This window comes from Moorena sp. SIO2C4 (assembly GCF_010672485.1).
In the GTDB taxonomy this organism is placed as follows: Bacteria; Cyanobacteriota; Cyanobacteriia; order Cyanobacteriales; family Coleofasciculaceae; genus Moorena; species Moorena producens.
In genome coordinates this window covers 1-13,941 of sequence record NZ_JAAHGN010000068.1, presented here as the reverse complement: position 1 = coordinate 13,941, position 13,941 = coordinate 1, and the positions used below count along the sequence as shown (strand labels likewise).

At 42.6% G+C, this 13,941-nt stretch carries 7 protein-coding genes; 3 read left to right on the top strand and 4 right to left on the bottom strand.

The window, feature by feature from the left end; genetic code table 11:
- Positions 1-419: 419 nt before the first annotated feature.
- Entirely contained in the window at positions 420-1,403 is a 984-nt protein-coding gene (locus F6K20_RS06205; protein ID WP_287263304.1) for a YkvA family protein, read from the top strand.
- 368 nt (positions 1,404-1,771) lie between these two features.
- On the opposite strand, the gene F6K20_RS06200 is transcribed toward F6K20_RS06205, so the two are convergent.
- The 3 genes from F6K20_RS06200 to F6K20_RS06190 form a co-directional block, all read right to left on the bottom strand.
- A complete protein-coding gene (locus F6K20_RS06200; RefSeq protein WP_287294120.1) occupies positions 1,772-1,918 on the bottom strand; it encodes a hypothetical protein in 147 nt (48 codons plus the stop codon).
- The gene (locus F6K20_RS06195) at positions 1,915-2,289 is read right to left on the bottom strand and encodes a hypothetical protein (protein WP_287252723.1); all 375 of its coding nucleotides are present in this window, start codon (positions 2,287-2,289) and stop codon (positions 1,915-1,917) included. Before F6K20_RS06195 ends, F6K20_RS06200 begins: the two co-directional genes overlap by 4 nt.
- A gap of 436 nt (positions 2,290-2,725) precedes the next feature.
- Positions 2,726-4,447: an ABC1 kinase family protein gene (locus F6K20_RS06190; RefSeq protein WP_008180667.1), complete on the bottom strand. Its 1,722-nt coding sequence runs from the start codon at positions 4,445-4,447 to the stop codon at positions 2,726-2,728.
- 703 nt (positions 4,448-5,150) lie between these two features.
- Here F6K20_RS06190 and F6K20_RS06185 point away from each other — a divergent pair.
- Both F6K20_RS06185 and F6K20_RS06180 read left to right on the top strand, forming a co-directional pair.
- On the top strand, positions 5,151-10,622 hold the full coding sequence (locus F6K20_RS06185) for a PAS domain S-box protein (protein ID WP_287294117.1): 5,472 nt from the start codon (positions 5,151-5,153) through the stop codon (positions 10,620-10,622).
- 169 nt (positions 10,623-10,791) lie between these two features.
- Positions 10,792-11,865: an ATP-binding response regulator gene (locus F6K20_RS06180; RefSeq protein ID WP_287294115.1), complete on the top strand. Its 1,074-nt coding sequence runs from the start codon at positions 10,792-10,794 to the stop codon at positions 11,863-11,865.
- A gap of 155 nt (positions 11,866-12,020) precedes the next feature.
- Here F6K20_RS06180 and F6K20_RS06175 read toward each other — a convergent pair.
- On the bottom strand, positions 12,021-13,941 hold a 1,921-nt coding region (locus tag F6K20_RS06175; protein ID WP_287294114.1), incomplete at its 5' end, for a M1 family metallopeptidase.

Below are 13,941 nucleotides of genomic sequence, written 5' to 3'. Positions count from 1 at the left end.
TCTCCGCAAGATATTAGATCCCCCCCAGCCCCCCTTAATAAGGGGGGAGCCATACTCAAAGTCCCCCTTTTTTAAGGGGGATTTAGGGGGATCTCGGAGTTTGAAGACACGCCCTAGCCATTTAGCAATAAGCTTACCATAAATGTCATTATACTAGTTATAGTGTTTATTGCATTTATGAGGTACGCTTATCAAGCTCAAAGTCCCCCTTTTTAAGGGGGATTTAGGGGGATCACTTTGTACCTCATGGGATATAGAATTGCTATATAGTGTTTATTGCATTTATGAGGTACGCTTATCAAGCTCAAAGTCCCCCTTTTTAAGGGGGATTTAGGGGGACCACTTTGTCCCTCATGGTAAAGACAATTGCTATAACAATTAAAACAGATAAATCCTCGTATATAAAAAGGTTGATAGTAATGGGTTTACGGGAAAGACTACTTCGGCGATTTCAAAAACAGGAAAAACCAGAGGAAAAACCAGAGGATATCCAATCCCTCGACTCCCTCGACCAGACTTTAGAACAACTCGACCAGACCTTAGAACAAAAACCCCCTGGGCGAATTCAGTCACTACTGAGCAAATTACCCAAACCAGGAACTCCTAAGGACACCCCAGTAACGGTAAGCAATCCAGAACCAAGCAACCCTGGCAAAATTAGAGGTAGCATTAGAGGGATACTCAGCAAATTTCAAAAATCTACCACTGAACCAGACATCCCCCAACTGTCTCAAAACTCAGCACCAACCAACCCTGGCAAAATTAGAGGCAAGATTACAGGGATACTCAGCAAATTTCAAAAATCTAGCACTGAACAAGAAATCTCCCAACTGTCGGAAAACTCACCAGCAAGCAACCCTGGCAAGATTAGAACACTACTGGAAAAATTACAAAAAAATATCTCCCCCAATGACATCCAGAAAATTGACCAGAGCTTGGATCAGATGAACCGGGGGAGGATAAAAGAAATATTTCACAAATTGCTCCAAAATACCAAGCCAGAAGACATCCAAAAAATTGACCAGAACTTAGAACGGATGAACCGGGGACCAATTAAAGAAATTTGGCCGAAAATTCAAGCTTTAGCTAAAATGGTCCGGGATCCTAATGCCGCTTGGAAGGGAAAAGCTTTAGCGATCGCAGCCTTAATCTATTTAATATCCCCCTTTGATGCTGTTCCAGACGTAATTCCCGTTGCTGGATTAGCTGATGATGCAGCGCTGATCATTGCCGTAGTTTCCACCCTAGCTCAGGAACTAGAAAATTATATGGAAAGACAGGCAGAAAAGATGGCCGAGATACAAGTCCGCAAGTATAATCGGATTGTCAGAATCAGTTTAATCGGCAGCATTGCAGCAGCAATTATCGCTATTTTGGTAAAATATATCCTTAGTCAGACATGATTAACCTCTATTCCTGGTACCGAATTCTGACTACTTATGGCTTAATACAGCTAATCATTAATCTGCTCAAGTATAAGCCATACTATGAAAAAGTTCCAGGGTTTATGAAAAAATACTTTCTTGAGCGCGGCAGCCTAGTTTTAGGTAAAAAGCTCCACGAAAGTCGTCATGATTTAATCATAAATGGCTTACTGTTGCTTGTATTAGTAATGTTAAATATTATTCTATGGATTTTTTAATAAATAAGAGGATTATTAATCTAGAGTTTAGGGAGTCGGGAGTAGGCAGTAGGGAGTAGGGAATAGGTAAGCATTTAGCTGTCAGCGGTCAGCTGTCAGCAGTCAGCTGTCAGCTTAAAATCCTTAATATTAAGAGATTAATGAGAATTGAAAGTCTGGGGATTTGCCCATATCAGCATATACGCTAGGCGCATAAGCTGATAGCTGATAGCTGATAGCTGATAGCTGATAGCTGATAGCTAATAGCTGATAGCTGATTAGCCTGTTTCTATTCACTCCCAGGAATCTAAATCTAGAGCTTTGGAGCCACCTCGCTCTAACTGAATCAATACGTTACCAAGTTGTGACCAAACTAGCCCACTAATAAATAAGGTCATAGGTATGGAGATTGAGTAACACAGCCAATAGGGCAAGGCAAAAATTCCTAACCCAGAGGCTAGAAACAGGCAAATCCCAACAGCAATTCCCACAAATGGGAGCAGTAACTGGATTCCTTTAATTTCAGCCAGGGTTTGACTGGATTTGGTCTTATACCATTCCTGTACTTTTTCTTTGAGTGTAGCTTCAAAAGCTAGCCCACAGGTAATCCCAGCAAACAAACCAAAAATTAACAAAAAATACGGTGGGTCTGGCCAAAAATTATACACAAATAACTCCTAATCTTCATGCTTTTAATGCCTGTGAAGATTATTACAAAGAATGACACTTTATCCAATAGCAAAGGGAACAGGGAATAGGGAATAGGGAATAGGGAATAGGGAGTAGGGAATAGGGAATCAAAAATTCTCACAATCCTGTTTTATTCAATAGCTGTTCCCGTAGCCCATTAGCTGTTGGCGTAGCCTGCGCGTAGCGCATATGCTGATAGCTGAATGCTGATAGCTGAATGCTGATAGCTGAATGCTGAATATAATCTTATAGTTTCCTAGGGTGGGTTAAGCGCAGCATTGATTTTTTTTCGGGCTGTAACCCACCAAATCCTATAACGTTTGGAAGCGCTAATTAAATAACAACAAGTAGTGAATAGCCAGGAGTCAGTAGTTACGATAAGGATATTCCTTATCGGCCAGTTGCTCTGACACACTATTTGGTACTCACAGCAGGAGCTTTCGGTAAAATAGCCCCAATCCCATCACTGGAAATAGTACTTAGTGCATTCAAAGCTACATTGAATAAACGTCCTGGTGGTAAATCATCTTTGACTAAGTTCCACAGACTCTGAATTTCTGCTCCATGGAGTTGGTCATCTTCGGTTAACGCTAACAACAGTTCACGTCGCAAAAACTGACCTTCCTCAGACAAGAGATACTGCAAACCAAGTTGAGCGGTTGGGAGCAAATCAAAGTTCTGATCAGACCGAGCGATCGCAATCATATTTTCCAGTCGTTCCCACTGGAATTTACCGTCTTTGAACAACACCTCAATCAAACGCCGCCGCATTTGTGGGGTTTCACCGGTAAGCAGACGCTGAGCTACATAGGGGTAGGAAACCTCGACAATTTTGAAGTTGGGATCTAAGGTCAGTGCCAGTCCTTCCTGAGTCACCAGAGAACGGATAATTAAGGAAAACTTGGCTGGTACCCGGAAAGGATAGTCATACATCAACTCTGAGAACTGATCTGTGATCGTCTTGAAGTTGAAATCCCCGACACTTTCACCAATTGCTTCTCCCAACACTGCTTCTAAGGCTGGGATAATCGGCTGGATATCTGTGTTGGGTGCTAGGAAACCTAATTTAACAAAAGCCTGGGCTAATGATTGATAATCTTTATTAATTAGATCAACGACACAGCTGACAAGAGTTTCTTTGGTGTCCTGATCTAACTGATCCATCATACCAAAGTCAATATAGCCCATGCGTCCATCCGGAAGGGCAAATAAGTTACCTGGATGAGGATCAGCATGGAAAAAGCCATGCTCTAACAACTGACGTAAACCAGAGGTGACACCGGTTTTAATCAAGCTTGCGCTGTCTAGTCCTAAGGCTTCAATACGTTCTGTGTCTGTTAACTTGAAGCCATCAATCCACTCTAGGGTGAGGACACGGAGACTGCTGTAGCGCCAGTATATTGCTGGAACCTTCACAGTGGGGTCGTCTTGGAAGTTTAGAGCAAACCGTTCGGCATTGCGACCTTCATTGAGATAATTAATTTCCTCAAAGAGCTTAGTACCAAATTCATCTACAATCAAAGTTAGGTCATGACCGAGATTGAGTGGTAACCAGGGAGCAATCCAGCTAGCTGCCCAGCGCATCAAATAAAGATCTAGGGTGAGGATAGGGCGTAAATTAGGACGTTGTACCTTAACCGCCACCTCTTCACCGGTGTGGAGTTTAGCCCGATAGACTTGACCGAGACTAGCGGCTGCTACAGGTTTTGGGGAAATTTGGCTAAACAGTTTTTGGATGGAGCGCCCTAACTCTTGCTCGATTATGGACAATGCGATCGCATTGTCAAAGGGAGGTAGCTGGTCTTGTAGTTTGATCAGTTCATCTAGAAAATCTTGCCGAATCAAGTCAGGGCGGGTGGAAAGAGCTTGTCCGACTTTAATAAAGGTTGGACCGAGGTTAGTCAGAAGTTCCCGTAGCTGTGTGGCTCGTTTTAACTTATTTTGCTCAGTCCGGTTGCCCCATTGGTCTAACTTAAAACTAAAAACAAAGCTAGCGAAACCCCAGACAATCCTCAGGCAACGCCAAATCACTACCCAAGGTCTGGAACGGTAGTAGCGCGCGATCGCTTGTGGATCATAGTACCTTTGGGGTTCATTAGACCGCTGTTCAGGAGATACAAGTTGATGCTGACTCACGCTGAGTATAGGCCTCTCTAATAAATTTATAGTTTTTTATCTATCTTTTGCTTTTTATTAAATAAGTATACACAAGTACATATACAATAACTCGGTGTTTAAGTCCAATAGTTCATGTAGGGTGGGCAGTGCATCAGACAGATAATGAAGCTTGCAAACCACGTTGGTAGGCACTGCCCACCCTAGGATGAATGACAATGGTGCAAGATCTCACTTTAAGTCCAATAGTTTAGTTCATGTAGGGTGGGCAGTGCATCAGACAGATAATGAAGCTTGCAAACCACGTTGGTAGGCACTGCCCACCCTAGGATGAATGACAATGGTGCAAGATCTCACTTTAAGTCCAATAGAGGGTTTAGGGCAGGTTTTGCTACCAGGACAATAGAGAGTCCCATAGAAACCTACACCAGAAACTTGCCCATTTCCTGAACTGGGGAATTAAATTCGCCACGGGTCGCACCTCTTGATGCATATATCTATAAATTTGTCAACTTCTATTATTACATTAACCGAGGCTCTAGCTTGAGATTTCAGCTGTTATTTCCGTGTTATCACCGACAGTCTTTAAATTAAAACTTCAGCAGAATCCTCCATGACGGGGCTAAATCAACAAAGCAACAATGGTGTCATATCGATTCCGGTGGTATCGTAGCGAACAAGCATGGGCAATCTGTTGATTTATCTACGTTGATTTATCTACACTATGCTGTTTCCACGATTGCCCGCAGCAAATCGGCACTACCGGATTGGATACCAGTTACAGACGCACGAAAATGCTTTGCCAGCAAGCAACTTTCCCTGGATTATGCAAGATTCTCCATCTTTCCCTAACCCTTCCCAAGACATTCGGTTAGGCTGCCTACAGTGGTTTTATAACTTACCACTAAGTAGTAAGCTGCTTACTGGTTTGTTTGCCTCTGAGCTAATTTCTCTGATTGGATTCTTCGGCGTCGCTGCTTCAATGATGCTAACAGGAGGGCAAATCGAACTACGAGACCAAGCTGAGTCTGAATTAGCAATCACCGAGACCAACTACAATTCTCAAATTGAGCAAACTAAGCTGGGCTTCCGTGGTCAAGCCGATAATGCTGCCATCATTGCTGCTGCGATCGCTGATCATTCTGGTCAGCCCATAAAACCAACCCTCAAGGCTGAAGTCAGACGGGTTCTGAGGAACGAAATTAAAGCCCGCAACATTGAATATGGGACTTTAGTAGGTACCAATGGCAAGATTATTGCTAATGCCAACGCTGACCGGACAGGAGAGAGGTTTAATCCTAATCAATTAGTCAGTCAAGTTTTCCAGAATCGAACGGCGATTGGGACCAGTCAAATTGTCAGCTGGGTTGAGTTAGCTAAGGAGTCACCTCAGCTACCGAATGGTTTTGTTGAACAAGACTCCCTAATTCGTTACACACTCACTCCAGTCACGAACCCAGAGACTGGAAGTATTGTAGCTGTCTTGGTATCTGGTGACCTGGTCAATGGCAAATTGCCCATAGTTCAGACCACTCTGCGGGGGGTTGACAAAGGCTATAGTGCAATCTACTATCGTCAGAGTTCGGGGGAATTTAACTTAGCCACTGCTACTTTGGATAACAGTGATGTTAAAGATTTAGAGCAAGGGGAATCGAGTTTAGATTTAGTAAACGGGTCCCTGTTGGAGAAAGCAGTTGCCCAAACATCAGAGGTAGTTTACACACGGCAAACCTTGGGTAAACAATCTTACACTATAGTCGCTAAAGCTCTAACTAATTTTGATAGTAAAGCGACCGTAGTGTTAGTCAGAGTAACTACTGAATCCTCCTTCAATCAATTTCTTAGGGATAATTTAGAACTTGAGCTGAGCGTCCTTGCTATAGCCTTAATCGCAGATGTCTTCTTGGCTATCTTGCTTGGACGAGCAATTGCTAAACCACTCAAGCAACTACAAAAAACTACCCAAGAATTTGCTGCTGGCAATTTGGAAGCGCGAGTCGAGGTGTGGACGAAAGATGAAGTAGGGCAACTTACTATCAATTTCAATCCTATGGCTGACAGTCTGTTGACTGTTTTTAAGCAAAGGGAACGTTATGCAGCTCAGCAATCACGACTAAACAGTCAATTGCAGCAAGAGATTGCAGAACGTCTCCTTACTCTGGAAACACTAAAGCTGATCGATTTTTCTCTGGATCGGGTAGGGGATGCAGTTTTTTTATCAAAACAAGATGGCGGATTTTGTTATGTCAATGAAGCTGCTTGTGATTTCCTTGGCTACTGCCGTGAAGAACTACTGACCTTGCACGTTTATGATATCGATACCTTACTGTCAAAAGATAACTGGTCGCGGTTTTGGGCAAACCTAAAACAGCAAGGTTCTTTTAAGCAAGATTCAGTACATCGCACTAAATACGGGCGAGAATTTACTGTAGAAATTGTGCTTAATTATTTAAAGTTTAATTATCAAGAATATAACTGTGTTATTGCTCGCGATATTACCGAGCGTAAACAGGGAGAAAATTTACTAAAACGAACTAACTTTCTGTTAAGGGCTCAACAAGAGGCATCAATTGATGGTATATTAGTTATTGATGAAAACCAAAAAATCCTATGGCACAATCGCCGTTTTGGTCAGATGTGGAATATCCCAGAGGAGATTCTCAACTCTGGTGATGACCAAAAACTTTTGAAAAGTGTCCTATCTAAGCTAAATAAACCCAAAGAATTTATCCACAGGCTGAAGTATCTGTCTGAACATCCCAGGGAAGTAAGTCGTGATGAAATTTACTTGAATGATGGTCGGATTTTTGACCGTTACTCTGGCTCTGTGGTGTCTGAAGCTAGTGATTACTATGCTATAATCTGGTATTTCCGAGATATCACCCAGAGAAAGCAAGTAGAAGCCCAAGTTACTCAGCTCAATCAAGAGTTGAGTAATCATGCCTTGGAACTGGAAGTAGCTAATACAGAACTTGCCGCAACAAAAGACTTTATAAATAACATCATAAATGCAGTATCTGATCCAATTTTTGTAAAAGATAGAGATTATAATTGGAAATTCTTTAATGATAGCTTTTGTGAGTTTATCGGATATTCTAGAGAGCAACTATTAGGTCAGTCAGATTATGAGTTTTTCCGATCAGAAGAAGCTGAGGTTTTTAGAAAAACCGATCAACTCGTCATGAATAATGGTGTGGTTAATGAAAATGAAGAATACTTTACTGATGCTAACGGTATTCTTCATTTCATTTCTACCAAAAAAACTCGTTTTTTCGATTCCAAAAATAATCCCTATATTGTGGGGGTTATTCGAGACTTGACTCATCGGAAGCAACTTGAAGACCGACTGGCAAAACTTAATGAATGCTTTCTTAACTTTGGTAGCAATCCCGACAAAAATATTAATCATCTGGTAGCCGTTTGTGGGCAATTACTCAATGCTAGTTTCGCTCTCTATAATTGCCTGGAATACAATCAACTGGTGACATTAGGACAGTGGCAAGTCCCGCCAGATTACCCGACTATGGATAGCGCAAAAGGACGTATTTGCTACGACGTGATCCGACAAGGAACTGATGAGTCAGTGGTCAAGCAGGATCTCCAGAATACAGCTTATGCTCAAACTGATCCCAACATTACGGCTTATAATCTGTGTACTTACATCGGTATTGCGGTCAAATGGAACAAAAAGGTAATGGGTTCCCTTTGTGTTTTGTATCAGCAGCAGGTAGAACCAAGTACAGAAGACAAACAACTGCTTAACCTGATTGCCAGCGCTATTGGTGTAGAAGAACAACGAAAACAGGCTCAGCAGGAACTTCAGGATAGTAAAGAGCGATTTGCTTTAGCTGTAGAAGGAGTAAACGACGGGATTTGGGATTGCAATCTCCAAACCGGTGAAATGTATTTATCCCCTCGTTGGAAGAGTATGTTGGGGTATAAAGATGATGAAATTACCAATACGTTTGAATCCTGGACACAGATTATTCACCCAGACGACTTAGAGCAAACCTTACTCAGTTTTAATAATTACCTAGAGGGCAAGCTTTTTCAGTATCAAGAAGAGTTCCGTGCTTTACACAAAGATGGCTCCTACCGTTGGCTGCTGACTCGTGGAGCGGCGCTGTGGGATAAAACAGGTAAGCCTTATCGCATAGCAGGTTCTCACACCGATATTTCAGAGCGTAAAAAAGCAGAAGAAGCTCTCAAAAGTCAGTTAACAGCTCTAGAAGCAGCTACTGATGGCATAGCATTAGTTAATCCAGCAGGTGAATACTTTTACCTCAATCAGACTCACCTGGAACTGTTTGGCTACACTCAACCGGATCAACTGGTGGGTCGGCAATGGCATATAATTTATCCACCAGAAGAAATTGAGCGTATTGAGAAGTCAGTTTTTCCCCAATTGTTTAAAACAGGAAAATGGAGTGGAGAAGCTACGGCCGTGCGCAAGGATGGTAGCATATTTGCTGAGGAATTTTCTCTAACGTTACTTGAGGATGGTGGTTTAATCCGTGTCTGTCGAGATATTACACAGCGCAAACAGGCTGAAGAGCAGATGCAGCAAAATCATCAAAGACTGGCTATGGCTAATGCCCAGTTAGAACGGGCTACTCGTCTCAAAGATGAGTTTCTTGCTAGCATGAGTCATGAATTACGTACTCCCCTCAACGCTATTCTTGGTTTATCAGAAGCTTTGCAAGAGGAAGTGTATGGTTCGATTACAGATAGGCAGCGTAAGTCTCTCAGTACAATTCAGGGCAGTGGTCAACATTTGCTAGAACTAATCAATGATCTGCTTGACCTTGCCAAAATTGAATCTGGAAAGATGGAACTCCACATCTGTGCTGTTTCCCTCCAAAAACTCTGCAATTCCAGCTTAATGTTTGTTAGAAACCAAGCCCATCACAAAAATATTAAGCTGACTTCTCAGGTAACTGAGAAACTATGGGAAATAGAAGTGGATGAGCGACGTATCCGACAAGTCCTGATCAATTTGCTCAGCAATGCTGTGAAGTTTACCCCAACCGGAGGAAGCGTTATTTTAAAAGCTGAGGAAGACTTATTAAGAAATACTATTTGTTTTAGTGTCATGGATACTGGTATTGGCATTGCTAAAGAAAATATGCCTAAGCTATTCCAATCCTTCGTCCAAATTGACAGCCGTCTGTCCCGTCGCTACGCCGGTACAGGTTTGGGTTTGGCTTTGGTGCAACGAACCATAGAAATTCACGGGGGTAGGGTAGATGTCGAGAGTGAAGTGGGTCAAGGTAGTTGCTTCAGAGTAACTCTGCCGATTAAACAAAGCGGTGAGCCAAACGGAGAATACCAGAGTGATTTGGGAGACCTAAGCCAATTTACTCAATCCGCCATCTCCAATCCCCAAGTGCTGATCATCGAAGACTCTATTACTGCAGCTGAAGTCATTTCTCGCTATATCAGGGAAATAGGGCTACAAACCTTGACTTACCCTGAAGGAGAAGGAGCACTCGAGCAGGTTATACAGGTCAACCCAGGGGTGATTATTCTAGATTTGCAATTGCCGAAGGTGTCTGGCTGGAAGGTTTTGGCTCAGCTAAAAGCTCATCCCCAAACCCAACACATCCCAGTGATGATTCTTTCTGTAGTGGATGAGCGATCGCAAGCGTTGGAGATGGGTGCTTCTGAATATCTGGTTAAACCAGTCTCCCGTAAACTCTTGCGCTCAACAATTAGCAAAATTTTGGGTCGTTTAGAAACACCAGAGTCAGTCAACCATGCTGAAACTGCTCTGGTGGTTATGCCTCAAACAGCTCCAGAGTCACCGTTAATCTTAATTGCAGAGGATAATGAAACTAACATTAAGACGATTTGGGATTACTTGCTCAGCAAAGGCTATCGGTTGATATTAGCCAAGAATGGCTGGGAAGCGATTAGCCAGGCTAAAGAGTACCACCCACAGCTGATTATGATGGATATTCAGATGCCAGATATGGACGGTATTGAAGCGATTAAGCGAATTCGAGACAATCAGAAGACTAGAGAAATTCCGATTATTGCCGTAACAGCACTGGCGATGCCAGGGGATAAGGAGAAATGTCTAGGAGCTGGCGCGGACGAATACATCTCTAAACCAGTGAGTCTGAAAAACTTGGTCAGTACTATTCAACAGTATGTTCATGTAGAGGTTAAGGATTTGCAATTAGTTAGTAATTAGTTATTCGTGATTAGCGTGATTAGTCATTATTTATCAGTCCCAAGTAGGTTTAAACATACTAATCAATCGTATATAAATTAATGGTATAATAATTTATATTAGCCAAAATAAATCCCAGATATCTATATTTAATATGGTGAACTATTCAAGCGCATAAAGGGTGTTATTGATGGATAGTCAAAACTCTATACTAGTAGTTGATGATGAACCCTGTGGGTTTGATGTCATTGAGGCTCTGCTATTCAAGGAAGGTTACAACTTGAGCTATGCCTCTTGTGGTCAAGAGGCATTAAACGGTCTAGAAAAAATTCAACCGGACGTAATCTTATTGGACGTAATGATGCCAGAACTTGATGGTATAGAGGTTTGCCATCGGATTAAGTCTCACCCAAAGTGGCACCATATCCCGATTATTATCGTAACGGCTCTCAATTCTAAGGAAGATCTTGCCCGATGCCTGGATGCAGGAGCCGATGATTTCCTAGGTAAACCTGTTAGTGGAATCGAACTGCGATCTAGAGTGCGTTCGATGTTGCGGATTAAAAAACAACATGATGAACTAGCTGCTACTCTACAGCTGAGGGAAGATATGTCTCATATGATCGTGCATGATTTGAGACATCCTTTGGCTAATATTATCATATCTTGTGAGATTTTGCAGCAAACTGAACTCAAAGAAAAACAGCAAAGAAAGACTGAACAAATCTTGAAATCAGCTCTCCAGCTGCGCTCAATGACGGATAACTTATTGATGATGGCGAAGTTACAATCGGGAAAACTTACCCTTCATCGAGACTTGGTGGATTTCAATGCACTCGAACAAGAGGTAGTCTTAGATTTCCAAGCCATTGCTCACGAGAAAAACATTCAGCTAGTTAGCGATATACCAGAATCCAGTAATACTCTTTTAATTGATGCTAATTTAATCCGGCGTGTCTTAGATAACTTGCTCTCAAATGCCATCAAATTTTCTCCTTCACAAAGTAAAATTATACTGCAAGTAGATTATCCAGTATATCCCGAACCCCAAGCTATAATTCGCATTTCTGATTCTGGACCTGGGATTAATGAAGAATTGCGAAAACGTATTTTTGATAAGTACGATGTGGGAAATTTAATGACTGGAATTTATCAAACTGGTCTGGGATTAACGTTCTGTAAAATGGCAGTTGAAGCCCATGGTGGTAGAATATTTGTAGAAAATAATCAACCATCAGGGTCAGTGTTTACTGTAGAAATTTAAGTAGAAATTGTAAGCATTCAGCGGTCAGCGGTCAGCCGTCAGCCTTGGCCTTTGGCTGAGAGCTGAGAGCTGAGAGCTGAGAGCTGAGAGCTGAGAGCTGAGAGCTGAGAGCTGAATGCTTACGAAATTTAATTAGAAGCTGTAAAAGAAAGACTTCATGCTTGATTAGATTTGGCTTCCAAGTTTTCCAGGCGGCTTTTGAGTTCCTGATTATCTTTTTTAAGTTTGTCAAGTTCGTCCCGTAGCTGTTTAATGGCTTTGTCAGAGCCAATGGTTTTCTGGACTTTCTGAATGGCTTCTTCTGCAATGCGACGAATTCGCCCATCAGGAGTATGCTCTAAAAGCGATCGCAAAATATCCATGGCTTTCGGAGTTTCCATTTTTCCTAGGGCACCAACTATGGTCACTTGAGTCAAATAGAAGGTTTCACGGGACAGTTCTTCTAATTGCTCCAGGATCGACTCTATTTTATTGGGAGTCTGACCTGTAGAAATCTCTCCTAAAGCTCGAATCGCTGTTATACGAAGGGGTTGAGGTATGCCAGGAGTGGTATATTCTAAAATTACGTCTAAGGCAATAGGTGAAGATTTAATTTGACTTAAGCCACCAATGGCACCGCTACGTACTACTTCATTCCAACCACTCCGTTCTTGAAGTACTTTTGTGAGCAATTGGATTACTTCATCTTCTCTATCCTTAAGGCTTGCCGAAACCATTCCCCCAAGTGACCTGGCTGCTGAAGCTTCTACGTAGTAGCTGGCATCCCCTTTTTCTAGTAATTGCTTGAGAGCATTGTAGCTTTCTGGAGTCTTCACGTCACCCAAGGCTTGGACAACGGCACGACGCACACGGGGATTTTGAGCGGACAAGCCAGCAATTAAGGCGGCTTCAGCTTGATCTAGTTTTACCTTAGCTAATTGTTTGGCTATTTCTAAACGAACACCCCAGAATGAGTCACTAGTAAGGGCATCAGACAATGCTTGTACTGCTTCTAATCCTCCCTTTTTCGCCAAGGCTTTCCCTGCATAGATACGGGAGATGGGGTCTGGGTCAAATTTCAGCTGGGCTTTGAGTTCGGCTATTGGGTATTCTAGGGAAACGGTTTTCAGGTAATTATTCCCGTGGTCGAAGCTAATTAAGTTAGGTTTTTTCGCCAGTGGGAAATAGAAACTTTGTTCCCGTTCATGAACCCTGACCGTAAATTTCTGTAGACAGGTTTCATTAGAGGTTTTCACAGGAGAATCGTCTTCGAGCTGGGTGTAACCAAAGGCAATCGGGATTTTCAGGTCAAATAGCTCACTATCGCTACCCGTTTTACTATCTTTTGCCTGAGTTTGGGTTACTGTCAGTTTAGCCAACTGGCTATCCCCATCCCAGGAATAGGCAACTTTGTAATCAGGATGACCCCCCCGGAAGACGTACTGGTCAAATAGGAATAACAGATTACGACCGGTAGCTTTTTCAATCGCCCTTAGCAGGTCAATGGTTTCTACGGTTTTGTGAGCATTATCTTGAACAAAGGTTTGGATTGCTTTCCAGAACAAGTCTTCCCCTAACTCTGCCCGAATCATATGATAGACGCAAGCACCTTTTTCATAAAGGTGCCTATCGTAGAGTTCAATAGCTTCTCGATAGACATGGGTAACCATGGGGCGGCGGTAACGGGAACTATCTTCTGATATATAACTGCGTGCTTCATTGAGTAGGTAGTAGGCAGCATCATCTTTACCATACTCATTTTCGGTCCAAAACACTTCTGTGTAGGATGCCATGCCTTCCTTAATCCAGGCATGGGACCAGTGTTTAATCACCACTAAGTCCCCAAACCACTGATGAGCAAGTTCGTGAACCACAAGGCTTTCAGTCCGTTGGTTATCGATAGCTGCTCGTTCATCGACCAAGCAACGGTCTGTTAACAGAGTGGTGGAGGTGTTTTCCATACCACCAAAGATGAAGTCATCTACACAGACTTGGGCGTATTTCGGATAGGGGTAGGGATAGGCAAAGGTTTCACTCAAGAACTCTATCATTCCAGGAGTTTTGCCCATGCTGCGGCGAGAGGAGGATGCTCGCCGC